The organism is Actinospica durhamensis (assembly GCF_018139695.1).
GTDB lineage: Bacteria > Actinomycetota > Actinomycetes > Streptomycetales > Catenulisporaceae > Actinospica > Actinospica durhamensis.
Genome location: NZ_JAGSOG010000117.1, coordinates 1 through 24571, shown reverse-complemented (window position 1 = coordinate 24571; position 24571 = coordinate 1). Strand labels below are relative to the sequence as shown.

Genomic DNA, 24571 nt, shown 5'->3' with positions numbered 1-24571 from the left:
CGCGGGGACTGTAAGTTTCAGCTCGGCCCTGCGCCGCGTACCGGGGCGCGGGCTTCTTCCGGCAGGCCGGACGCCTCCGGCCGGACCGGGTCCGGCGCGGGCGCGCCGCGCGTTCTTGCCGCGCGCCGCCGCCTCCGTAATCTCCCGACCAGCCGGGTCCGCGCTGGGGCGGGCCCGGCCACGGCTGGATCAGGGAGGACCGATGCGCTTACGAGCGCTGATCGACCGGCGCCGGATCGCGATGGCGAGCGCCGTCGCGCTGACCGTCACCGGGATGTTCGTGGTGATGCCCAAGGCGCACGCCGCCCCGTCGAGTTACGACTACGCCGAGGCGTTGCAGGACTCGATGTTCTTCTACGAGACGCAGCGCTCCGGCCAGCTCGCGCCGGACAATCCGGTGGACTGGCGCGGGGACTCGGACCTGACCGACGGCTCGGACCACGGGGTGAACCTCACCGGCGGCTTCCACGACGCCGGCGACCTGGTGAAGTTCGGGCTGCCCGAGGCGTACTCGATGACGATGCTGGCCTGGGGCATGGTCGACTACCCGCAGGGCTACGCGGACGCCGGACAGAGCCTGACCGGCCAGGAGAACCTGCGCTGGGGCGACGACTACATCCTGTCCGCGTTCACCGGGCCCACCACGTTCTACGGCCAGGTCGCGGACGCGAGCACGGACCACCAGTACTGGGGTCCGGCCGAGACGAACCCGAACACCCGCCCCTCGTACGCGATTACCGCCTCCTGCCCTGGCGCGGACCTGGCCGGAGAGGCGGCGGCCGCGCTGGCCGCGTCCTCGATCGTGTTCAAGTCCTCCGACGCGAAGTACTCGGCCCAGCTGCTCACCCAGGCCGAGGGCCTCTACACCTTCGCCAACACCTACCGCGGCGACTACAGCAGCTGTATCACCGGCGCCCAGGGGTACTACACCTCGGTCAGCGGCTACTGGGACGAGCTGGTGGAGAGCGCGATCTGGCTCTACCGCGCCACCGGCACGGCCAGCTGGCTCACCACCGCGGAGACCGACTACGCGAACCTGCCGCTGGCCAGCCAGTCCACCCTGCACGAGTACAACTGGACCATCAGCTGGGACGACGTGAGCTACGCCGACTACATCCTGCTGGCGCAGCTGACCGGGCAGTCGCAGTACATCACCGACGCCGAGGACTACCTCAACTGGTGGACGACCGGGTTCAACGGATCAGAGGTCTCCTACTCGCCGGGCGGCGAGGCGTTCCTGAACCAGTGGGGATCGCTGCGCTACTCGGCGAACACGGCCTTCGCGGCCCTGGAGTTCAGCGACTACCTGACCTCCTCCGGGGGCAGTGCGACCCTGGCCTCCACCTACCACTCCTTCGCGGTGAATCAGATCAATTACATCCTCGGCGACAACCCGGACAACGAGAGCTACGAGGTCGGATACACCGACAACGGGTCGAACAGCAGCTGGCCGCAGTACCCGCACAACTCCACCGCGCACGACTCCTGGGCGGACAACCTGACCACCCCGACCCAGACCAGGCACGTGGACTACGGCCTGCTCGTGGGCGGTCCGACCAGCAACAACGACGCCTTCCAGGACGTGCGCAGCGAGTATCAGTACACGGAGGGGGCGCTGGACTACAACGCGCTGTTCTCCGGCGCCCTGGCCCGACTCGCCCAGCAGTACGGCGGCACTCCGGTCTCCACCTTCCCCAAGGCCGAACTGCCGGACGGGCCGCAGGAGTACGTGCAGGCCGCGATCAACAACGAGGGCACGAACTTCATCGAGATCAAGGCCCTGGTCAACAACCAGTCGGCCTGGCCGGCCCGCCCGATGAAGGACGCGAACTTCCGCTACTACTTCACCCTGGACTCGGGTGAGAGCGCGAGCCAGATCACGCTGAGCTCGTCCTACAACCAGTGCAACTCCTTCGGCACCCCGACGCAGTACTCGGGCAACATCTACTACCTGACCGTGGACTGCTCGAACCTCGACCTCGAGCCGGTCGGCGAGGCCGACTACACCGGCGACGACTACCAGGCGCAGGTCCAGTTCCGGATCACCTTCCCGGCCGCGCACAACCCGGCCGAGGACTGGTCGTTCCAGGGCATCCCGACCACCTCGGGCGCCACGCCGGTGACGGTCGCCGACATCCCGCTCTACTCCGGCAACACGCTGGTGTGGGGGAGCGGGCCGGCCGCGACCACGCCGCCGAGCACGCCCGCCGGGCTCACCGCGGGCTCGGTCACCTCGACCGGGGCCACCCTGTCCTGGACCGCCTCGACCGCGGGCACGAACCCGATCGCCGGGTACGACCTCTACTCCAGCGCCGGCACCCTGGTCGGCACCACCACGTCCACCTCGTACGCGCTGACCGGCCTCAACGCGAACCGGACCTCGCCGTACGGGTACTACGTCACCGCCGTCGACAACGCCGGGCTCGCCTCGGCCGGCTCGAAGGTGGCGCAGTTCATCACCTCGTCCAACACCTCCCTCACGGCGAGCTCCACCACCGCGCCCTCGCAGCCGGGCACGCCCGTGGCCTCGGCGGTGAGCTCCTCCGGCGCCACGCTCACCTGGGCGGCGTCGGCGGCCGGCACCAACGCCGTCGCAGGGTACGAGGTCTACGAGCTGACGCCCACGCCGAAGCCGGTGACCACGACCGCGGCGAGTGCGACCTCGTACACGCTCACCGGCCTGACCGCCGGCACCGCGTACGGCTACGAAGTCGCGGCGCTCGACTCCACCGGGCGCATCTCCCCGGTGCTCACCGCCGTCGCGTTCACCACCTTGGCCAGCGGGGCGAGCGCGTCGCCGTCGCCGTCGGCTTCGGCCAGCGCGTCGGCCTCGGCTTCGGCTTCGGCCTCGGCGAGCGCGTCGGCGTCCGCGTCCGCGAGTCCGTCGCCCTCGGCCTCGGCTTCGCACTCGGCCAGTCCGTCCGCGTCGGCCTCCGCTTCGGCTTCCGCGTCGGCCTCGCCCAGCTCCAGCCCGACCGGTACGGCAGGGTCCTGCTCCGCCGTCTACACCCTGGAGAACTCCTGGCCCGGCGGCTTCCAGGGCCAGGTCGTGATCACCGACACCGGCACCAGCACGATCAACGGCTGGACACTCGCCTGGACCTTCCCGGGCGACCAGAAGATCGGCACCCTGTGGAACGCCACCTACAGCCAGACCGGTGAGTCGGTGACGGCCACGGCAGAGTCCTACAACGCCTCGATCAGCCCCGGCAGCTCCGTCACCTTCGGCTTCACCGGCACGTACACCAACAGCGACGCCAACCCGACGTCGTTCAGCCTCAATGGAACGGCATGCTCGAGTTGATATAACGCGGTGACACTCTGAGTAGGCCTGGCGGGGTCGTCAGAACACCGACGATCCCGTCAGGTCGGCGAAGCGCTCCAGGGCGGCCACGCCCGCGATCGAGTTGCCCTGCTCGTCCAGGCCGGGGCTCCACACGCACACCGTGCACAGGCGCGGCACCACCGCGAGGATGCCGCCGCCCACCCCGCTCTTGCCCGGCAGCCCGACACGGTAGGCGAACTCGCCCGCCGCGTCGTACGCGCCGCAGGTGAGCATGACCGCGTTGACCCGCTTGGCCTGCACCTCGCTCAGCAGCCGGCGTCCGTCGTGCAGCGAACCGTGCCGGGCCAGGAACAGCGCCGCCCAGGCCAGCTCGCCGCAGCTCATCGAGATCGCACACTGCCGGAAGTAGTGCGCGAGCACCGAGCGCACCGGGTTGTCCATGTTGCCGTGGGCCGAGATGAAGTAGCCCAGCGCCGCGTTAAGATCCCCGTGCGCGGCCTCTGATTCGGCCACCAGCGAGTCCACGCCGAGGCCGGGCTCCCCGGTTTCCCCGCGCAGCAGCTCCAGAACCGCTCCGGTCGCGTCGCCCGTGACCGAGAGGAGCCGGTCGGTGACCACCAGCGCGCCCGCGTTGATGAACGGATTGCGCGGCACGCCCTTCTCGTGCTCGAGCTGCACCAGCGAGTTGAACGGCCCGCCGGACGGTTCGCGCCCGACCCGCTGCCAGAGCAGGTCCCCGTCCAGGCCCAGGGTGAGCGCGAGCCCGAACACCTTGGAGATGGACTGGATGGAGAAGCGCTCGCGCCAGTCGCCCACCCCGTGCAGCCGCCCGTCCACGGTCGCGACCGCCATGCCGAACCGGTCGCCCGGCACCGAGGCCAGCGCCGGGATGTAGTCGGCCACCTTCCCCGCCCCGACCCGCCCGGCCACGTCCGCGCGCACCTGTTCGAGCAGCTCGGGCAGATCTGCGGGCAACTGGGGCACGACACGAGCCTAAGCACCGGCACCGGCCGCGGCGAGCCGCAGGCGATGAACGGGTGAGCCGGGGATTCCGCAGCCCCGGTCCGGCGGAGTAAGGTTCTCGACGATCAAGAGACCGTAACGTATCGAACGACGCAGCACGCGTGTCGACCTGGTGTCGAACCGAGCGTCACATCTGGAGGGATCCACCGTGGCCGACCGCATTCGCTGGGGAATCGCCGGAACCGGAGGGATCGCGTCCGCCTTCGCCGCCGATCTCGCCCTGCTGCCCGACGCCGAGATCGTCGCCGTCGGCTCGCGCTCCCAGGAGTCGGCCGACGCCTTCGCCGACCGCTTCGGCATCCCGCGCCGCCACGTCGGCTACGCCGCGCTCGCCGCCGACCCCGAGGTGGACGCGATCTACGTGGCCGTGCCGCACACCGGCCACGCCGAGGCCACCCTCGCCGCGATCGAGGGCGGCAAGGCGGTGCTGTGCGAGAAGCCCTTCGCCGTCAACGCCCGCGAGACCGAGCAGATGATCGCCGCGGCCCGGGCCAAGGGCACCTTCCTGATGGAGGCCATGTGGGTGCGGTTCCTGCCGCACTTCGCCCTGGTCCGCGAGCTGATCGCGCAAGGCCGGATCGGCGCGGTCCGCTCGGTCATCGCCGACCGCTGCGACATCCTGAGCACCGACCCCACGCACCGCATCCGGGCCGCCGAGCTCGCCGGCGGCGCCCTGCTCGACCTGGGCATCTACCCGGTCTCGCTGGTCTCGATGGCCACCGGCGGCCGGCTGCCCGCGCGGGTCGAGGCGGTCGCCGCGATGACCGACACCGCCGTGGACGCGCACGCCTCGATGGTCTTCCAGTACCCCGACGGCGCCCAGGCTGTGGTCACCACCGCGCTCGACCTGCGCAGCGCGAACACGGCCACGATCGTCGGCACCGAGGGCCGGATCGTGATCACCCAGCCGTGGGCCCGCACCAGCCCGGTGGAGGTCATCGCGCTCGACGGCACCTCGCACACCACCCACCTCCCGCACGAGGGCCACGGCCTGCGCCACCAGGCCGCCGAGGTCGGCGCCCGGCTGCGCGCGGGCGAGCTCGAGAGCCCGGTCATGCCGCTGGACGAGACGCTCGCGATCATGCGCACCCTCGACCTGGTGCGCGAGCGGATCGGCCTGCGCTACCCCGGGGAGTGAGCCCGCGCCGGGCGTAGCGCGCCTGTCGCCGGCACCGTAGCCCGTCCGTCGCCTCCCGCTTGCCGCGCCGTGCGCGCCACCCGTCTACTGAAGGTCGGAAGATCTTCGGCGGGAGCGGCCAGGTGACGGACGGCCAGGTGACGGACGGTCGGTCGCGCGGCGCGGCAGCGAGCGTCCCCACGCCGTCGCCGCGTCGAGGGCGCTTCCAGTCCCTCTGGTCGGCCGTGCTGATCACGCTGGCCTGCGTGCTCACCCCGCTCAGCATCCTGTCGACCTGGGCGGCCGACGTCATCGGCGACACGGACCGCTACGTCGCGGCGGTCGGCCCGCTCGCCGCGAACCCGGATGTCCAGGAGGCCGTGGCCGACCGCGTCACCACGGCCCTGACCTCCCGCCTCGACCTGGGCACGCTGCTGCCGCAGGTCGCCGCCCGGCCGGCCCAGGCGGCGCTCACCGATTTCGTGCACGACACCGCGCTGCGGATCACGCAGTCCGGCGCGTTCGCCGCCGCCTGGACCAACGCCAACCGCCTGGCGCACGACCAGGTCGTCAAGGCCCTGACCGGCAACGGCAGCAGCTCCGTCCAACTCACCGACGACGCCGTCGTCATCGACCTCGCACCGGTCATCGACCAGGTCAAGCAGCAGTTGGCCGACGCCGGGCTGAGCGCCGTCAACCGCCTGCCCGAGATCCACACCGACTTCACCGTGGCCCGGTCGCAGGACGTCGGCCGGTTCAGGACCTGGTTCAGGCTTCTGCAATTCGCCGGCGACTGGCTCCCGGTGATCGGGGCCGTGCTCGCGCTCGTCGGCGTCCTCATCGCCGGCCGTCGACGGCGTGCCCTGGTCGCCTTCGCTCTCGGCTCCGCGGGAGCCTCGCTGGTGCTGCTGATTGGGATCTCGGTGTTCCGCAGCTTCTATCTCAGCGACCTGCCCGCGTCCGTCTCCCCGCCCGCGGCCGCCGCCGTGTACGACGCCCTGGTCAGATTCCTGCGCAGCACCGCCAGGACCGTGATCGTGCTCGGCCTCGTCATCGCGCTCGGAGCGTGGCTGAGCGGGCACGGCAGGCGCGCCGTCGCCGTTCGGGCCCTGTGGTACGCGGCGTTCGCCGGCCTGCGCTCGACGGCCCGACGCCTCGGCATGCGGCTCGGCCCGGTCGGCCGATTCGTGCACCGCGGCAAGCGCTGGATCGCCTGGGTCCTGGTCGCCGGAGCGTCGCTCGCCTTGGCACTGTGGCCCTACCCGACCGGCTGGGTCGTCTTCGGACTCGCCTTCGGTGTGCTGTGCGCCCTGGCCGTGCTCGAATTCCTGGACGGCCCGGACGGCCCGGACGGCCCAGACAGCCCGGACGACGCCGACACGCCCGATCAGGCCGCGAGATCAGTTCCCTGACGCTCCAGCTCCGCCACCGCCGGCCACGCCACCGCACGCGCGTCGCGCTGCAGCCGATCCGCCGTCGCCCGCGCCGCCGCGGGGTTCTGGGCCAGAGCCGCCAGCACCTCGCGCGTCACCCGCGTCGCCGCCGCGCACCCCCGGCCGCGGGCCCGCGCCGCCGCCGCGGCCGAAGCCGGATCGGCACTCTCCAACGCCGTCGCGGCCTCGGCCACCGCGTTCCGCGCGCTCGCGACGAGTTCGGCGAGCGCGGTGACTTCGGTGACGGTGATCTCGGCGACTTCGGCGATCTCGGTGCTCGCGGCGGCGCAGTCGAGCGCGGCCTGGGCCACGCCCACCGCGTGCGCACCGACCGCCACCTGGCCGTACTCGCGCGTACGCCGAGCGATGCGCAGGCCGTCGCCGACCGTGCCCACCAGCCGGTCCTCGCCGAGCTCCACGCCGTGCAGCAGCAGCCGCCGGGTCGGGATCCCGGTCACCCCGTGCTGCGGCAGCCGCTCGCCCAGCTCGAGACCCGCATCACCGTCTTCGAGCACGAATACGCTCAGACCCCGCTCGGGACCGGCCTGCGGATCGGTCACCGCCAGCACGGTGTAGAAGTGCGCGACACCCGCGTTGACCACGCGCGGCTTGGCCCCGTACAGCCGCCAGCGCCCGTCCGCCGCGCGCACCGCCCGGCAGCCGACCTCCTCGGCCTCGCCGGAGTCCTCGAACATCGCCGACGCGATCAGCGCCTCGCCGGCCGCCACCGGGGCGAGGTACCGGCGCTTGAGCCGCGCGTCCCCGGCCAGCAGCAGCGGCGCCGCGCCGAGCAGGTTCACCGCCGGGATCAGCGCGGCGGACCCGCACACCCGGGCCAGTTCCTCGATCACCGCGCACACCGCCGACTCGCCGAAGCCCGCCCCGCCGAAGCCGGTCGGCAGGTACGGCGCGTGCAGCCCGGCCGCGCGCAACGCGTCGTAGGCCTCGAGCGGGAAGTAGCGTGAGGCGTCGACCCTCGCCGCGTACGGCGCGATCTCGGCCGTGGCGAGCGCGCCCACCCAGGCGCGCAGGGCTTCGGCGTGACGGCCGTGACCGGCCAGGGCGCGCGGGTCGACGGCATCGGCGACGTGCTGCATGGGCGGGACCCTCCGGTTCGGCTGCGGCCTGTCCCCAGTGCCGCTCCACAGTGGATCGAACATTCGCGGTGGAACTGAGTACCGTTACTGTAGTACTTCGTACCAGCCCGGGGTCAAGGGGCCCCGCCGGAGCGGAAGGCAGCACGGCATGGCCCTGACGGCACGCGACCGCCTCATCGACGCCGCGTTCGAGTTGTTCGACGAGCGCGGGTACGACCAGACCACCGTGGACGAGATCGCCGCGCGCGCCGGTGCCGGGCGCACCACCTTCTTCCGCCTGTTCCGGGCCAAGGAGGACGTGATCTTCCCCCCGCACGAGGCCCTGCTCGAGGCCGCCGCCGCCCGGCTGTCCACCGCCACCGCCGAGACCGCGGGCGTCGCGCTCACCGAGGCCACCGCGATCGTGCTCGAGTACTACCTCACCGAGGGCCGCCGCGCCCGCATCCGCTACCGCCTGACCAATGCCGTCCCCGCGCTGCGCGACCGCGAGGTCGCCTCGATGCGCCAGTACCAGCGGCTCTTCCGCGAGTTCGCGCTGCGCTGGCTGCCGGACACCCCCGCCGCCCGCCTGCACGCCGAGCTGCTCGGTAACGCCGCCGTCACCGCGCACAACCACGTCCTGCGCCGCTGGCTGCGCGGCGAGACCGAGGCCGTGCGCGCGGAGTTCGCGGACGCGATGGCCGAGGTGCTGCGCCTGCACGCCGCCGGACTCGGCCCGGCGCCGGCCCCTTCCACGCCCTCGCCGGACGCGGCGTCAGTCCTGGTCCTGCGCACCCGCAAGGATCTCGACCGCCTGCTCCCGCAGCTCGAGCGACTGCTCGAATAAGGACTCTGTGTTCTAGGATTCGCCGCGGATTCCCGCCCCGCGCCTCCTTTGCCGGAAACCGCTCAATACCCGAAGTGCGGTACCCCTGGCAACCAAGGGGAAGCTTGGCATTCCATGAAAGTTTCCCCAAAAAGTCAGCGTCCTGATGACGTCCGAGCAGCTACGGACGCCGGTGCGCACCGGGTACGGCTCCGCTTGCTTTACGCCCCCTACCCCCGTGCCTACTGTCCACCCAGCGCGGGAACCCTCCCGCGCCACTTTTGCGCGGGCGCGGCGGTGCGGCCGCCTCCTGACCGCTCGGCGCTGGGCAAGGATCTAGGAGGGCTCGAAAACCCATGAGACGCACAGAACGTCCGGACCGGCGATGGCGGTGGCGCACCGCACTCGTCTGGGCGGGCACCAGCGCGCTGGTCGCGAGCGGCCTCGCCGCAGGCGCGACGTCGGCGCAGGCCGCACCGGTCTCGGAATCCGTGGCGCTGCCCGCGGCCTCCACCACCCCCGCCTGCGCGGTGAACTACGCCGTGACCTCCAACTGGACCAGCGGTTTCCAGGTGCAGATCACCATCACCAACGAGGGCCCGGCGCTGACCAGCTGGACCCTGCAGTACGCCTACGCCGGCTCCGAGACGCTCTCCAGCGGCTGGGACGGCACCTGGACGCAGAGCGGCAAGGCGGTCTCCGTCGCCAGCCTGAGCTGGAACGGCGCGCTGGCCACCGGTGGCTCCACCGGCCTGGGCGCCAACTTCAACCTCAGCGGCTCGATCGACACCCCGACCGCGTTCACCCTCAACGGGGTGGCGTGTTCGAGCAACACCGGCGGCACCGCGAGCCCGAGCCCCAGCGCCTCCGCGTCGGCCAGCGCCTCGGCGTCGGCGTCGGCTTCGGCGAGCGCGTCGGCCTCGGCCAGCGCCTCGGCCTCCGCCAGTGCGAGCCCGTCCAAGAGCGCCTCCGCCTCCGCCTCCGCCTCCGCCTCCGCGTCCGCCTCGCCGACCTCGACGGGCACCGGGACCGCGGCGCCGTGCACCGTGGTGCCCGGATCCTCGTCCTCGAACGTGCTCGCGCCCAGCGTGTCCCTGGTGAGCCCGACCGCGAGTGAGATCTTCACTCCCGGCTCGAACATCACGGTGCAGGCCGCCGCGTGCTCCTCCGGCAGCATCAAGTCGGTGACGTACTACGCGAGCACCAGCGCGGGCAGCAACACCGAGATCGGGGTCACCACGGCCAGCCCGTGGACCGTCCAGTGGGCCAGCGTGCCCGCCGGCAACTACTCGATCACGGCCGTGGCGACGGACAACCTGAACCAGTCCGTCACCTCCTACCCGATCGCGATCACCGTCGAGGGTCCGACGATCATCCTCAACCCGACCATCCTGACGGTGGCCCAGAAGTCCTCCGCGACGGTCGGTGTGGCCCTGTCCTCGGCTCCCACCTCGAACGTCACGGTCGCGCTCGCGGCGAGCGGTGACTCGGACCTGTCCGTCTCGGCCGGCTCCTCGCTCACCTTCACGCCGTCGAACTGGAACGTGGCCCAGCAGGCCACCGTCGCCTCCGGCTCGACAGCCGCGGACGTGGGCGCCGCCGGCACCGTCACGGCCTCGGCCTCCGGATACACCTCCGGGACCGTCGCGGTGACCGAGGCACAGTCGGGCTCGGCCTACGACCAGTGGTTCCTGAACCTCTATGACGACATCAAGAACCCCGCCAACGGGTACTTCAGCCCCAAGGGCATCCCGTACCACTCGGTGGAGACCCTGATCGTCGAGGCTCCGGACTACGGCCACGAGACCACGTCGGAGACCTACAGCTACTGGCTGTGGCTCGAGGCCGACTACGGCCGCGTCACCGGGAACTGGACTCCGTTCGTCAACGCATGGACGAACATGGAAACCTACATGATCCCGAACGACGCGAACCAGCCGGGTCAGTGCACGTACAACGCCTCCTCGCCGGCCACCTACGGCCCCGAGGAAGGCGCGCCGAGCGACTACCCGGTCGCCCTGAACTCCTCCGTGCCGGTCGGTTCCGACCCGCTGTTCGCCGAGCTCAAGTCCACCTACGGCAACTGCGACATGTACCAGCCCATGTGGATCATGGACACGGACAACCGCTACGGCTTCGGCCAGCAGGAGAACGGCACCTCCACGCCCAGCTGGATCAACACCTTCCAGCGCGGCTCGGAGGAGTCGGTGTGGGACACCGTCGACCAGCCCGACTGGGACGCCCTGACCTACGGCGGCCCCAACGGCTTCCTCGACCTGTTCAACAACGGCGGCGGCAGTTTCGCCGCCCAGTACAAGTACACCGACGCGCCGGACGCCGACGCGCGCATGGTGCAGGCCGCGTTCTGGGCCGACACCTACGCCAAGGCGCAGGGCAAGACCTCGTCGATCACCGCGACCACCGCGAAGGCCGCCAAGCTCGGCGACTACCTGCGGTACTCGATGTTCGACAAGTACTTCAAGCAGATCACCAGCGCCTGTAGCCAGGACGGCTCGGTGGCCTGCCCGGCCGGCACCTCCAAGGCGAACGAGGACACGTACCTGATGTCCTGGTACGACGCCTGGGGCGGCTCGACCACGGGCGCGTGGTCCTGGCGCATCAGCGGCACCGAGATCCACGAGGGCTACCAGAACCCGCTGGCGGCCTACGCGCTCTCGACCGACTCCGACCTCATCCCGCTCTCGCCCACGGCCAAGTCGGACTGGGCCACCAGCCTGACCACGCAGCTGAACCTGTTCAGCTGGCTGCAGTCCTCCGAGGGCGCCATCGCGGGCGGTGTCACCAACAACTGGGGCGGCAACTACGGCGACGCCGCCAAGCCCCCCACCGGTGACCCCACCTTCGACGGGATGTACTACGACTGGGAGCCGGTGTACCACAACCCGCCGAGCAACCAGTGGTTCGGCTACCAGACGTGGCCGATGGAGCGGGTGGCCGAGTACTACTACGAGACCGGCAACACCCAGGCCCAGGCGATCCTCGCCAAGTGGGTCAGCTGGGCCGAGTCGGTGACCACGGTGAACCCGAGCACGGGCACCCTGACCACTCCCGGCACCCTGACCTGGTCCGGTCAGCCCGCCGAGAGCTGGACCACGGGCACCTCGAGCTCCTCCACCCCGCCCGCCAACACCGGCCTGCACGTGACCACCTCCAGCCCCGGCACCGACCTGGGCGTGGCCGCGTCGGAGGCGAAGGTGTTCGAGTACTACGCCGCCAAGTCCGGTGACACCACGGCGGAGACGTACGCGCAGAACATCATCGACACCATCCACAAGTACTACGGCGACTCGCTCGGCTACTCGGCCCCGGAGACCCGGACCGACTACTCGAACTTCGACGTCGCCTACAACACCACCACCTACGAGGGTGTGTACTTCCCGTCGAGCTGGACCGGGACCTTCCCGGGCGGCATCAAGCTCAGCTCGGCGACCAACACCTTCATCTCCATCCGCCCCTGGTACGTCGGCGACCCCGAGTGGTCCAAGGTTGCCACCTACCTCAACGGCGGCGCGGCCCCGGTGTTCAACTACCACCGGTTCTGGGCCGAGTCGGACATCGCCACCGCGTTCGACTCGTTCGCGTACCTGTTCCCGACCGTCGCCCCGCCGTCCGGATTCTGATATCAGGATGGCGAGTCGAGTAAGGAGCTGAGTGCACGGCAGTGGTGACAAGCGTGCGGTCCGGGGGAACCCGGGCCGCACGCCCCCCGGCCGGTGGTGCTCGCAAGCTCGCTGCTTCGCATCGCTCCGTCCGTACCCCGTCCGTCACCCCGTCCGTCGTTCCGTCCGTCACCCAGTACCTCGCTCCCGTACCTCGTTCCCGTACCGCTCCAGGCAGCTCCACCGCACCACACCCAGGCGAACGTCCCGCTCAATCGCTCACTCGAAAGCTCTGCTCGAAAGATCTGTTCGGGCACTTTGCTCGATCACTCTGCTCGAACAATCTGCTCGAAAACTTTGCTCGAACGCTCACTCGAATGGCTCCGCTCCAAGGACGGTAGAACCCCATGAGCCCGATATCCCCCCCGATATCCCCCCTGCGCACCGCACACGAACCGCACATCGCGTGCACCACACGCATCGCACGCACGGCACGCATCGCACATGCAAGAGAACTCCGTGCGCGCCCCCCACGTCTCCATCTCCAGCGTCTCCTCCGGTCGCGCCACCTCCGCCTGCTGTGCTCACTGCTGATGCTCGTCGTCCTCGGCTCGGCCGCGACCGGTTGCAGCAGCGGGGTGTCCGACGAGTCGCTGCCCAAGGTCACCGGCGCGTACCTGTCCGACCCCGAGATCTCCATGCCGACCGGCAACCCGCCCACCGGCCTCGTCATCAGAACCCTGATTGCAGGCACCGGCCCCGTGGTCCAGTCGAGCGACCTCGCCCTGGTCTACGTGGAGGGCAAGGTGTGGGCCGGCGACCGCGAGGTCTTCGACAGCTACACCAACCGCCAGCCGCAGTCGGTCCCCCTCGCGACCGGCGGCGTGATGCCCGCGTGGAAGCAGCTGGCCGGCGAGCGCGTAGGCAGCCGCGTGATGATGGTCGTCCCGCCGTCCGACGGCTTCGGCAAGAGCGGCTACTCGCAGCTCAACATCACCGGCAGCGACACCCTCGTATTCGTGTTCGACGTACTCACCAGCGTCCCCGAAGAGGCTGCCGCCCAGGGATCCCCCGTCGCCTACGACCCCGGCACGAAGCTGCCCGAGGTGGTCGAGCAGAGCGCGTCCGCAGGCCCGAAGATCACCATCCCGGCCAAGACCGCGCCGCCGACCAAGCTCACCGTCAAGACGCTCGTGCAAGGCAGCGGCGCGCCCCTGACCTCCGGCCAGACGGTGGTCGTGCAGTACAGCGGCGTCGTCTGGCGCTCCGGCACGGTCTTCGACTCGACCTACGTGAACAAGACCCCGGACACGTTCGTCCTAGGCGCGAACGAGGTCCTCCCCGGCATGGAGCAAGCGCTGGGCGGTGTGAAGGTCGGAAGCAGGATATTGATGGTCATCCCACCCGCGCTGGCGTACGGCGATCAGGCCGAGCCCCCGGACATCGACAACAACGACACCCTCGTGTTCGTCGTCGACGTCATCGACGCCTACACGCCGCCGACGGCCTAAGCGCGGGAGAGAGGAGCATCATGTCCCACCAGCCCGACCACTCCCACCAGCCTGACCGGTCCGACGAGCCTGACTGCTTCCGCCAGCCCGACGGCTCCGACGAGGCTGGCTGCTTCCGCGAGCCCGACGGTTCTCACGAGCCTGACTGCTTCCGCCAGCCCGACGGCTCCCATGAGCCTGGCCACTTCCGCGAGCTCGACCGCTCCCGCCAGCCCGACGACTCCCACGAGCCCGACCGCTCCCACGAGCCCGACGGCTCCCATGAGCCTGGCCACTTCCGCGAGCTTGACCGCTCCCGCCAGCCTGGCCACCCCCGTCAGTCTGACGACTCCCACGAGCCTGGCTGCTCCCGCCAGCCTGGCCACTCCCAAGCGACTGACTACTCCTGCCTGCCTGGCCACTTCCGCCGATCCCGCCGCTCGCGTCCCGCCAAAAGCCGCAGCCAAATCCCCACCGCCCCCGCTGCTGCTGCTCGCACCGTCCAGCTTCCCCCTCGCCGCCGCCGTGCCACAACCGCCGCCGCCATCCTCCTGGCATCCAGCTGCATCATGGCCGCGGCAGCCTGCAGTTCTCCCTCGACCGGCGGCGCCACCGACACCGGCACCCAGATCCAGGTCGTGGCCGCCGAAGCGGTCTGGGGCGACATCGCCTCCCAGATCGGCGGCAGCCAGGTCCAAATCACCAGCATCCTCGGCATCGACGGCAAGGGCGGCGTAGCCGGAACACCCCAGGCCGCCGCCGCCTTCGAACCCACCACCGCCGACACGAAGGCGATGCAGGCGGCCCAGCTCGTCATCCTCAACGGCGCCGGACTCGACCCCTGGGTGAGCGAGACCCTCAGCTCGAACCCGGGCATCGACCGTCTGGAGGTCAACGTCGCCAACCAGGTCGGCGTGACCCCGGGCGAGAACCCGTACCTGTGGTACGACCCCGAGTACGTCCAGACCGCGGTGCAGCAGCTGGAACAGGACTTCGTCCAACTGCGGCCGAAGGAGCAGGCGTACTTCCAGGAGCAGGAGACCGTGTTCGACCAGAACGCCGTCACCGCCGACGAACAGCTGATCAAGTCGATCAAGCAGAAGTATGTCGGCACCGTCATCGAAACCTGCGACGCCCTCGGCACCGAACTCGCCGCCCAACTCGGCCTCAAGGCCGTCCAACCCACCTCCGCCGCCCAGCTCGCGACCGGCGGCGGAAAGATCCTTCTGTGCGACGCCGAAGACCCCGGAGCCGCCGTTCAGGCGATCCTCAAGGAGGCCGGCGTCGACCAGATCCCGGTAGTCACACTCAGCGCCTATCCGGAACCGGCAGGCACGAACTACCAGGAGTGGCAGACCAGCCAGCTCCAGTCGGTGAGTCAGGCACTGGCTCAGGGCTAGAGGCTGGAGACGTGAGCCGGACTCGGCAGGAGCAATGCCGCACAACACCTGCCGGGTTCCGGCCGGCGGAGGGCTGCGGTACGGAAGAAAAGGGGAGCACAACCCCCCGCCCGTACCGTCAGCCCTCCACGTCTGCCCAGGTCAATTTCGAGCTCGATCAGCAGTTGTCACTCCGGTGCTACTCCGGTGTCACCCTCGTGCAGCCGTGCAGCCGTGCAGCCGTGCTGCCGTGCTGCCGTGCTGCCGTGCTGTTGTCGTGCAGCCGACATGCGACATGCGACATGCGACATGCGACGTGCGACGTGCGCGCGCCGATCCCCGTCTCCGTACACCCCGCCGATGCGGCTGTATGCGTCCCGACGCCGCCAATCAGCCGAGTCTTCCGAACCAGCCGAACTCTGCTGGATCCGCCGCGTCTGCCGCACTGGCTTCCTCTGTCGTGCCAGCCGTGCCAGCTGTGCCAGCCTGCGCCTGTCGCGCCCGGCTGCACCGGCCGCGTCCGCCGCACCTGGTTGCACTGGCGGTGTCAATCGCACTGGCTGCGCTCACCGAGCTGGCCGCGCGCGCCGCATCTGGTTGCACTGGCGGCACTGGCCGTGTCGATTGCACTGGCTGCATCAGCTGCATCAGCTGCATCAGCTGCGTCTGCCACACCCGGTTCCGCTGGCCATATCAGCCGTGTCTGTTGCACTTGCCGCACTTGCCGCACTTGCCGCACTTGCCGCACCAGCCGTGTCTGCCGCACCCGGCTGCGCTGGCTGCGCCAGCCGTACCTGCCTGCACCAGACTCATCTGCCCTATCTGCCCTATCTGCCCTATCTGCCTTATCTGCCTCATCTGCCGCGTCTCCCGTGTCTGCCGTACCGGCTGTATCTGCCGAATTCGCCGGACCAGCCACGCCGGCCGCACCCGCCCACCGAGTGAGCCAGCCGTGTCAGCCGCACCAGACCGTCGACCTATATTAGGGAGCTGCCATGCCCCGGCCGGATATCCCGCACACCTCCGGAGTCGTCGATCTGCTGCGTGCGAAGCTCAACTCAGGCGAGTACCCCGAGGGCTCCAAACTGCCCGGCGAAACCGCCCTGGCCGATCAACTGCGCGCCTCCCGCTCCACCGTCCGCCGCGCCGTAGCCGAACTCGCCCGCGAAGGCCTGGTCAGCGCAGCAAGAGGCCGAGGCACCTTCGTCCGCATACGTCCCGAACGCCGTACCATCCTGATCGGCGACCACGCCCCACACGTAGACCTGCTCGGCAGCGCGTACGACCCAACTCGGCACGGCTGGGCCCAAACGAGCCCACACCACAAGTCATTCTCCCCACCGCCCAACCCTGAACAGGTGTCCGCACCCATACCCGCACCAGCATTCACATCCAAACCGTCGCCGGATTCCGAGCCGTCACCAATTTCTGCACCCGTACCGACCTCCGCCCCCGCACCGAACTCCGCATCTTCGCCGGTTTCCCTACCCGAGCAGAGTTCCGCGTCCTCGCCAGCCCCTGGATCCTCGCCGCCTCGAAATGGCATCTCCCAAGCCCGCAACGCCCAGATCGTCGCGTGCGGCGCCGAACGAGCCACAGCACTCAGGCTCAGACCGCAACAACCGATCGTCCTTCGCGAAGAACGATGGCGCCACCAGGAGAACGGCTACCTCATCGCCCTGAGCTCATTCGTGCCTACGAACCTGTTCACTTTCCCCGCCGACGCCCCTGGCGCCTCTGCCTCCGATGCCACCAACGATGCTGACGGTGCCGATTCCGCCGATGCCCCCACGGAAGTTGCTACCCCCGTCACTGCCGTTCCCAATGTCGACATAGCCACCGCCTCAACGCCCGAGTCCGAGACCGAAACCGGCCCCCACCGAGACCTCGACGTCTACTCCGACCTGATCCGCTACCACGGCCCCGTCACCTTCACCACGAGCGTCAGCGCACGCATGCCCACAGTCCGCGAGCGCGACGCACTGGAGATAGAGGTCGGAGTCCCCCTGCTCACCCTCACCCGCGTCATGCTCGACGGACGCGGTCGCCCGCTCGAAGCGACCGTCATCCACGCGCCGTCCGACCGCTTCGACGCGGCCCACTCCAGCCGCAGGCCAGCTCTGAGCCTGTGAAGGGGGACCGTTCTGCAGTCGCAGTCGCAGTCGCAGTCGCAGTCGTGGTCGTGGTCGTGGTCCTCAACCTGATTGAAGTCGCGGCAGTCAGGCGCCAGCGCTACCTCGGTTCTCCGCTCTCTGTCTCGATGACGCCCGCGACCACCGCCGTGACGACGGCGCGCACTTCGGTGCGGTCGGGTGGGGCGTCGGTTCCAGCGAAGAGCAGGTGGGCGCTGCCGATCAGCATCAGCGTGAGGGTGTCGAGGTCGGCGCTCTTGGCGATGCGGCCGCGGTCACGTTCGGCGGCGAGGTAGCCGGTGATCATCCCCTTGCCCTCGGCCAGGATCGGTACGCCGCGAGGCCAGGTCTGGCGCAGTCGGGCTCGCAGTTCATCGCGCACCGTGATCAGGCCGACGATTCCCACCGCGACGGGGTCGAAGAGGTCGAACAGGGCCCCGGTCAGGTGCACGATCGGCGAACCGAGCCCGACGACCTCCATGAGCTGCGCCGACCTGGCCGTCACGCGGTCCGCGCGGTCGCGTACCAACTCGGCTAGGAAGGCGTCGAAGTCCTCGAAGTGGCGGTGCAGCACGCCCTTGGCACACCCGGCTTCATCGGTGATGGCTCTGCTGGTCAGGCCGGCCGGACCGTCGCGCAGAAGTACGCGCTCGGCGGCGGCGAAAAGCTGGTCCTTGGGATCGCGCAGGGCCACGCCTGTGGGCACGGGGCGCCTTTCTGGTCTCGACGTCGGACACGTTGCAGAGTGGGCAAGCGCCCATTAGTGTGGGCGCATGCCCACTATACCGCCGTCGCCTGCATCGCCGCCGTCCTCGTCGCCGTCACCTGCACTGACGTCACCCGTGGGTGAGGCGTCACCGGTAGTTCAGGCGCCACCTGCGGGTCAGGCATTCCAGGCGCAGGAGTCTCCGCAGGGTCGCGACGAATCCGCGACTTCTGGCCAGGCGAGCGCGCCCGAACCGCACATGGCGCGCGAAGTCGCCGAGTCGTTCGGAGCCGACGCGGATCGGTACGACCGTGCCAGGCCGCGGTATCCCGTTCCCCTGCTCGACCGCGTGCTTGCCGGACGCCCGGGTGCCGAGGTGCTCGACGTCGGGTGCGGAACCGGCATCGTCGCGCGGCAGTTGCTCGCGGCCGGGTGCCGAGTCCTCGGCGTCGATGTGGACGCGCGGATGGTTGAACTGGCGCGACAGAGCGGCGTCGAAGCCGAGGTCGCCGCGTTCGAGACCTGGGATACGTCCGGTCGCACGTTCGACGCGGTCGTTTCCGGACAGGCGTGGCACTGGCTTGAGCTGAACGCCTCGGCATCCAAGGCCGCGTCCGCGCTGCGTGCCGGCGGTCGGCTGGCCGTGTTCTGGAATCTCTTCCAGCCCACGGCCGAGGTGGCCGCCGCGTTCGACGCGGTCTATCGCACGGTCCTGCCGGAGAACACGGTGTTCTCCTGGACCCGGCCGGTGATCGACGCCTACGCGCCAATCCTGATGAAGACGGCTGACGCCATTCGCGCGTCCGCCGAGTTCGGCGAGCCCGAGGAGTGGCGCTTCACCTGGGAGCACGTGTACACGCGGGACGCGTGGCTTGACCAGGTGCCGACGTTCGGCAACAGCAACGTGATGCCGGCCGAGAAGCTGGCCGCGCTCATCGACGGCCTCGGCGCCGCGATCGACGAGCTTGGTGGCCAGTTCACGATGCCGTACACCACGGTTGCGATCACGGCAGTGCGGACCGCTCCCACCACTGGCTGACGCCGTCGGCCGCTGCAGCCTGCCCCGTGCCGGCGTCAGATTGTGCGCCGTCGGGCGACGTGGCTGTCAGTCAGCCATCGGCGGCTAGGGCGGCGGACAGGCGCTCACGTCGTCAGCCGCATCGTCCACTGGCATTGCTCGCGCAGGCTGCTCGCGTTCGTAGCGGTCGGCAATGCCGCTGTCGAACGCTGCTGGCCGACGCAGCTTGGTGCTTGGTGTCCTCTGCCGGTGTCGACTCTGGGCTGCGGTCGTCTGCAATCGTCTGTAATCGTCTGCGGTCGTCCACCGTGGTTGGCGTGGCTGGCTGCTGTCATTGGTGGCAACGCGGGGGCGGGTTTTCCGTCGTCAGGGGCGGGTTTTGCGCAGGACGCGGCCAGGTCTGGCGGGTGTCTGTTCTCCCTCCATGAGTACGGGGATGCCGTTGACGAGCACCGCGCGAGTGCCCAGGGCATAGGACTTGGGGGCGCGGTAGGTCGCCGTGTCAGCCACCTTGTCAGGGTCGAACACTGCTACATCCGCGATCTGACCGGGAGCCAGCACTCCCCGGTCGGTCAGGCCGAGGCGCGCTGCGGGGAGCGCGGTCATCTTGTGGATCGCCTCGGGCAGGCTGAGGATTGCTCCAGGGGCTTCTCCCGATGACGCATCGCTCCGGCAGTACTCCTTGAAGATGCGGGCGAACGTGCCGAAGTGCCTCGGGTGTGGGCTGCCTTCGCAGTCCGTCGTCAGCTCCCAGCCGTCGCTGCACACCGCGGCTGCCGGGTGGCGCAGCACCGTGCGCACGTCCTCCTCGGCCATGGCGTGGTTCACGATCCACACCTGCGCGTCGTGCCGGCGCAGTACGTCGAGCATCGCCTGCGCCGCAGTGCGGTCCGTGCGTTTGGCCACCTCGCGCAGATTGCACCCGACGAACTCGGAGTATCGGCCGGCAGGCAGCCCCGCGAGCACCACTGCGTCCGGAAGGAATGCCCAGTCGGCGTTGCCCTCGAGCTCTTCCGCGATGCGGGCGGACGTGTCGGCATCCTGCAGGCGCTCGAGCAGACGGACGTCGCCGCCGTCCATCGCCCAGTCCGGGAGGCGCGAGGTGAGCAGCGTCGACGATGCGGTGTACGGGTAGACGTCGCAGGCCACGTCGAGTCCCGAAGCGCGTGCCTCGTCGATCCGCACGAGTGCGTCGCGGACCTTGCCGTGGTTCGGCGGGCCCATGGCCTTCAAGTGCGAGACCTGGAGTCGCACGCCGGTCCGCCTCGCGACGTCGAGAGCTTCGTCGAGGGCGCCGAGCAGTCCGTCTCCCTCGTCGCGCAGATGGGTGGCATAGAGCAGGTCGTGAGCGTGGGCGACGTCGGCGAGCGCGGCGACCTCGTCCGTGTCGGCGAACGAACCCGGTGCGTAGATCAGACCGGTGGACAGGCCGAACGCCCCTTGCTGCGCCGCCACGCCGAGCAGATCCGCCATGCGGCCCGTCTCCTCGGCCGTGGCGGCTCTGCGGTCTTCGCCGACGACCGCGGTACGCAGGGCACCGTGGCCGACGAGCGCGGCGAGGTTGACGGCGGGTTCGGTGGCCTGAACCCGAGCGGCATACGACTCGAAGTCGATACTGAACGCGGGAGCAGGGAATGCCGAGTTACCGCAGTTGCCAGTGACGACGGTCGTCACGCCCTGACGGACGCAGGCATGGGCGGCAGGGACTGATTCGACGGTGAAGTCGACGTGAGTGTGCAGGTCGATGAAGCCGGGCGCGACGACCAGCCCGCCGGCCTCGATCGTGGTCTGCGCGCGAGCATCGTCTGGTGCCTGGCCTACGAAGACGATGCGGTCCCCGCGCACACCCACATCAGCAACTTGAGGTTCGGCGCCGGTGCCGTCGACGACCGTACCGCCGAGGATGAGGATGTCGTACTCGTGCCCGGTCGGGTCTTCGTCTTGCTCGGGACCGGTGCCGTGTTCGTGCTTAGCCAAGGGAGTGCTCCGAGGTGCGGGAGTTCGCGGACGCAGGGTCGCCGCCGGCCTCGGCGACGATCTCGTCCAGGGTCTGGCGCCGCCGCATCAGGGTGAAGCGGACGTTGCCGTCGGCGTCGACGCGGAACCCGTAGACGTCCGGGCGCGGCAGGCTGTTATAGGCCCAGGGCGCGGTGAAGAAGTAGCCACCGGTGTCGTGAAGCAGGATCAGATCGCCGGTGTCGAGTACTTCGAGGTCCCGTCCGGTGGCCACCAGGTCCCCGGCGAAGCAGCAGGGCCCTGCGACGTCATGCGTGCACACCGGGCCGAGCTTGGGCCACCCGTCCGAGCTGTAGGCGCTCAGGCGCAGCGGCCAGGACTCCGGCATGAACACCGTGCGCGTGGCGACCTGCGCCCCGGCGTGTGTGAGCGCGATCCGCCTATCGGCGACCTGTTTGGCGTACTCCACCCGAGCCAGGGTGAATCCGTTCTTCGCGCTGAGCGAGCGGCCGAACTCGGTCACCAATCCATAGCGCCCGTCGAAGAGTCCCGGGACGGCGTCACGCAGTACCTCGGCGTATTCGGCGAAGGTCGGACTGACCCGGTCGTCGTCGAAGTTCACCGGCAATCCGCCGCCGATGTCGATGCTGGTGACGCGGCCTCCGCGGCGTCGCTCGGGATCGGCTGCGGCTCGGGCGTTGATCTCCTCGGCGAGTTCGTAGACGCTGCGGATGCCCGCCGCGATGAGCTCGAGCGGGCAGCCCTGCGAACCCACGTGCACGTGAAGGCGGGTGAGCCAGGGGTAGCGGTCGAACGCGGCGATGATCGCCTCGCGGCCGCCCCTGTCACGCAGCGGCACGCCGAACTTCGAACGCGCCGAGGCGGTGCTCATCGCCTCGATCGTGCCCGCGCCGACCTGCGGATTGATACGTAGCCCGAGTGCGGGAGCATGATCGTGCGCGTCGAGCGGGTGGAGTTCGCGGAGAAGGCGGTCGATGCGCTCGAGTTCGGTGAAGTTGTCCGCGTTGACGGCCACGCCGAGGCGCAGGGCTTCGCGCAGCTCTGAGGGGGTCTTGGCCGGCGAATCGAGGACTACACGTTCCGGCGGGAAGCCCGCGGCGAGGGCCTGGGCGAGTTCGCCTGGGCTCGCTACCTCGCATCCCATGCCCGCGTCGGCGAAGAGACGCAGTACAGGGACGAGACTCGCGGCCTTGGCCGCGAAGGCGTGCAGAACGGGCGCGGAGGTGAAGGCGAAGGCCTGCTTGAGCTCAGCCTGTGACACGGCGATCGCATCGAGGTCGATGAAGCCGACGACTGGGGAATCTTCGGTGATCAAGCCTTCGACAGCGGCTGCGCGCACGGCGGCAGCCTTGCGTGCGGTAGCGGATGGCGACAGTTGATGGGCTGGCAGGCGGAGTTCGGGCAGCCCGTCCGTGGACGTGGACGTGGACGTGGATGCGGGCGTGGGCGTGGGAGTGGGAGTGGGCGGTTCGGGAGTGGGCGGGCGGTGACCTGGCGGCTCGTGCCCCTCGTTCGCTTCGCGCCCTGACAAGTGGCGCGTGCGCGGTTCGTATGCGGAGGGTTCGTGCGCGGACAGCAGGCGCTGCGACGGCTCGTGTCCTGACGGCTCGCGTGCGGATGACACCTGCGACGCGGATGATGCCTGCGATACCTCCGCGAACGATTCCTGCGTGGATGACATCTGTGCGGGCGACGGGGGCGACGTCTGTGCGGAAGACGTCTGTGCGGAGGAGGTCTGTGCGGGCGATGCCTGTGCGGAGGAGGTCTGTGCGCGCGACGTCTGTGTGGAGGAGGTCTGTGCGCCCGGCTCGTGCGTTGGAGGCGCGGCTGGGGACGCGGCCGTCGGCAGAGGCGGCGCGGACGATGGGGCCGCCGAAGCGGGCGAGGGTGACATGGCCGCCGATGCGGGCGGTGTCGACGGGGCCGCGGGTACGGACGACGTGGCTGGTGCGGGCGCTGCTGGCGGCGCCGCGGGTACGGAGGTCGCTGCTGGTGCGGGCGGTGTGAGCGGAGGCGTTTTCGCAGGTGGCGTGGCATGCGCGGGCGCGGTGCCTGCCGCAGTCGTCGCGAGCGCGGCAGGGGAGGACGGCGCTGACGTTGTGGTGCTGCTCCTGCCGTTCATGACGCTCCTTGGGTCTCGTGCTGCTTCCGCGCTACTCTCTGCGGCTTACCGTTCACTATTGATAATCACGTATCTGGAGCCGCAAAGGTTGTCAGGATCCGTCAGTTTGTGGTCAGAATGTTGGCTGTGCCGCAGGATTCCGTCGATGAACTCGACCTGGCGCTCATCAACGCGCTTCAGGTGGCCCCGCGAGCGCCGTGGAGCGCGATAGGTGCCGCGCTGGGGGTGGACCCGGTTACGGCGGCGCGGCGGTGGGAGCGGCTTGAAGCGTCGGGGCTGGCCTGGGTGACCTGCGTTGCGGGGCCGCTCGCCCACAGTGAGTTCTGCATGGCCTATATAGATGTCGCATGTAGTCCCGGTCATCTCGACGACGTGGCCGCCGTGCTCAACCGGCAGCCAGAGGTCCGGTACCTGCACCAACTCGCCTCTGACTATGAGCTGCTTGTCGTGATAGCAGTCCCCGGGCCGGCTGACGTGGCCGTCTATCTCAGCGAGCGGCTCGCCACGACCGTCGGCGTCGCCTCGTATCGCGTTCATCTGCGTACTGCCGGGTATCGAGAGCCCAGCGCCTGGCGACTGCACACGCTCACCCCGACTCAGCGTTCCGCGCTTGAAGCCGCAGCGCGTTCGGCGGTGCAGCCGGACCGGCGTCACGTGCGCACGGACGCAGTGGATCGGAGCCTGTTCGCGCTGCTGCACGAGGACGGCCGCATGCCCGCGAATCGGGTGGCCGAGCGTGCGGGGATAAGCGAGGCCTCAGCGCGTCGCCGCATGACCCGGCTGCTCGTCAACCAGTTGGTGCGATTGCGCTGCGAGGTGGCGCAGTCGGTATCGGGGACGCCCGTCACAGCGGTTGTGAGGCTGCGGGTCGCGCCGGAGCGGCTGGATGCGACGGCTCGTCAGCTCGCCGTGCTGGGCGAGACGCGGATGTGTTGTGCGTTGGCCGGGCCGGACAATCTGCTGATCATGGTATGGCTGCCGACGCTCGGGGACCTGCCCCGATTCGAGGCGACGCTCGCGGAGCGGATGCCGGGACTGGACGTCGCGGACAGGGCGGTGTGCCTGCGGACGCTGCGTCAGATGGGGCGGCTGCTCGACGCTTCGGGGCGTGCGGTCGGCAGGACCGAGGAGGGGTGGCCGCTCGGCGTGGCGGATGTAGTCAGTGGGCCGAGCGGGCCGCGTTCGGCGAGTTCGTCGGGCGCGGTGGGTACGGCGGCACGTGTGGCCGGCGCGACGGGACAGGCGGTGAGGGCTGAGGTGGGCTGATCAACGAGCGGTGACAGCAGCAGCGGCGGTGGGGTCAAGGTCAGCGGCGTCGTCTGCTTCAGGGGAGGGGGTGATGTCGGGGGTGGCGCTGTCTCTTATA

General features: G+C 69.8%; 16 protein-coding genes. 10 read left to right on the top strand and 6 right to left on the bottom strand.

The window, feature by feature from the left end:
- Positions 1–202 precede the first annotated feature (202 nt).
- Positions 203–3304, top strand: a complete 3102-nt coding sequence (locus tag KDL01_RS21990; protein ID WP_212530451.1) for a glycoside hydrolase family 9 protein — start codon at positions 203–205, stop codon at positions 3302–3304.
- 39 nt (positions 3305–3343) lie between these two features.
- Here KDL01_RS21990 and KDL01_RS21985 read toward each other — a convergent pair whose 3' ends face one another.
- Entirely contained in the window at positions 3344–4249 is a 906-nt protein-coding gene (locus tag KDL01_RS21985) for a glutaminase (RefSeq protein WP_438801978.1), read from the bottom strand.
- A 208-nt stretch (positions 4250–4457) separates the two neighbouring features.
- Between KDL01_RS21985 and KDL01_RS21980 the strand changes: the two genes are divergently transcribed.
- Together KDL01_RS21980 and KDL01_RS21975 are read left to right on the top strand one after the other, a co-directional pair.
- Positions 4458–5447, top strand: coding sequence for a Gfo/Idh/MocA family protein (locus tag KDL01_RS21980; protein ID WP_212530449.1), 990 nt, complete (start codon positions 4458–4460; stop codon positions 5445–5447).
- A 122-nt stretch (positions 5448–5569) separates the two neighbouring features.
- Positions 5570–6838, top strand: coding sequence for a hypothetical protein (locus KDL01_RS21975; RefSeq protein WP_212530448.1), 1269 nt, complete (start codon positions 5570–5572; stop codon positions 6836–6838).
- Here KDL01_RS21975 and KDL01_RS21970 read toward each other — a convergent pair.
- Positions 6814–7956, bottom strand: a complete 1143-nt coding sequence (locus tag KDL01_RS21970) for an acyl-CoA dehydrogenase family protein (protein ID WP_212530447.1) — start codon at positions 7954–7956, stop codon at positions 6814–6816. The two genes, KDL01_RS21975 and KDL01_RS21970, sit on opposite strands and share 25 nt — an antisense overlap.
- Positions 7957–8104: 148 nt before the next feature.
- Between KDL01_RS21970 and KDL01_RS21965 the strand changes: the two genes are divergently transcribed.
- From KDL01_RS21965 to KDL01_RS21955, 3 genes are all read left to right on the top strand, one after another.
- Positions 8105–8782, top strand: coding sequence for a TetR/AcrR family transcriptional regulator (locus tag KDL01_RS21965; RefSeq protein WP_212530446.1), 678 nt, complete (start codon positions 8105–8107; stop codon positions 8780–8782).
- Positions 8783–9117: 335 nt separating this feature from the next.
- Positions 9118–12402, top strand: a complete 3285-nt coding sequence (locus KDL01_RS21960; RefSeq protein WP_212530445.1) for a glycoside hydrolase family 48 protein — start codon at positions 9118–9120, stop codon at positions 12400–12402.
- Between the two features lie 572 nt (positions 12403–12974).
- The gene (locus KDL01_RS21955; protein ID WP_246576788.1) at positions 12975–13892 is read left to right on the top strand and encodes an FKBP-type peptidyl-prolyl cis-trans isomerase; all 918 of its coding nucleotides are present in this window, start codon (positions 12975–12977) and stop codon (positions 13890–13892) included.
- On the opposite strand, the gene KDL01_RS21950 is transcribed toward KDL01_RS21955, so the two are convergent.
- Complete coding sequence (locus KDL01_RS21950; RefSeq protein WP_212530443.1) at positions 13889–14203, bottom strand: hypothetical protein; 315 nt, start codon at positions 14201–14203, stop codon at positions 13889–13891. The two genes, KDL01_RS21955 and KDL01_RS21950, sit on opposite strands and share 4 nt — an antisense overlap.
- Positions 14204–14440: 237 nt before the next feature.
- Here KDL01_RS21950 and KDL01_RS21945 point away from each other — a divergent pair, with 237 nt between their 5' ends.
- Together KDL01_RS21945 and KDL01_RS21940 are read left to right on the top strand one after the other, a co-directional pair.
- Positions 14441–15271, top strand: a complete 831-nt coding sequence (locus KDL01_RS21945; protein ID WP_212530442.1) for a metal ABC transporter solute-binding protein, Zn/Mn family — start codon at positions 14441–14443, stop codon at positions 15269–15271.
- Between the two features lie 974 nt (positions 15272–16245).
- On the top strand, positions 16246–17382 hold the full coding sequence (locus tag KDL01_RS21940; protein WP_212530441.1) for a GntR family transcriptional regulator: 1137 nt from the start codon (positions 16246–16248) through the stop codon (positions 17380–17382).
- Between the two features lie 100 nt (positions 17383–17482).
- On the opposite strand, the gene KDL01_RS21935 is transcribed toward KDL01_RS21940, so the two are convergent.
- Positions 17483–18088: a TetR/AcrR family transcriptional regulator gene (locus tag KDL01_RS21935; RefSeq protein WP_212530440.1), complete on the bottom strand. Its 606-nt coding sequence runs from the start codon at positions 18086–18088 to the stop codon at positions 17483–17485.
- Between the two features lie 259 nt (positions 18089–18347).
- Between KDL01_RS21935 and KDL01_RS21930 the strand changes: the two genes are divergently transcribed.
- The gene (locus KDL01_RS21930; RefSeq protein ID WP_212530439.1) at positions 18348–19127 is read left to right on the top strand and encodes a class I SAM-dependent methyltransferase; all 780 of its coding nucleotides are present in this window, start codon (positions 18348–18350) and stop codon (positions 19125–19127) included.
- Between the two features lie 345 nt (positions 19128–19472).
- On the opposite strand, the gene KDL01_RS21925 is transcribed toward KDL01_RS21930, so the two are convergent.
- Entirely contained in the window at positions 19473–21083 is a 1611-nt protein-coding gene (locus KDL01_RS21925; protein ID WP_212530438.1) for an N-acyl-D-amino-acid deacylase family protein, read from the bottom strand.
- The gene (locus KDL01_RS21920; protein ID WP_438801977.1) at positions 21076–22488 is read right to left on the bottom strand and encodes a type III PLP-dependent enzyme domain-containing protein; all 1413 of its coding nucleotides are present in this window, start codon (positions 22486–22488) and stop codon (positions 21076–21078) included. Before KDL01_RS21920 ends, KDL01_RS21925 begins: the two co-directional genes overlap by 8 nt.
- 843 nt (positions 22489–23331) lie before the next feature.
- Between KDL01_RS21920 and KDL01_RS21915 the strand changes: the two genes are divergently transcribed.
- Positions 23332–24471 (top strand): Lrp/AsnC family transcriptional regulator, encoded by a 1140-nt coding sequence (locus KDL01_RS21915; RefSeq protein WP_212530436.1) that lies wholly within the window; start codon positions 23332–23334, stop codon positions 24469–24471.
- The last annotated feature ends 100 nt before the right edge of the window (positions 24472–24571 follow it).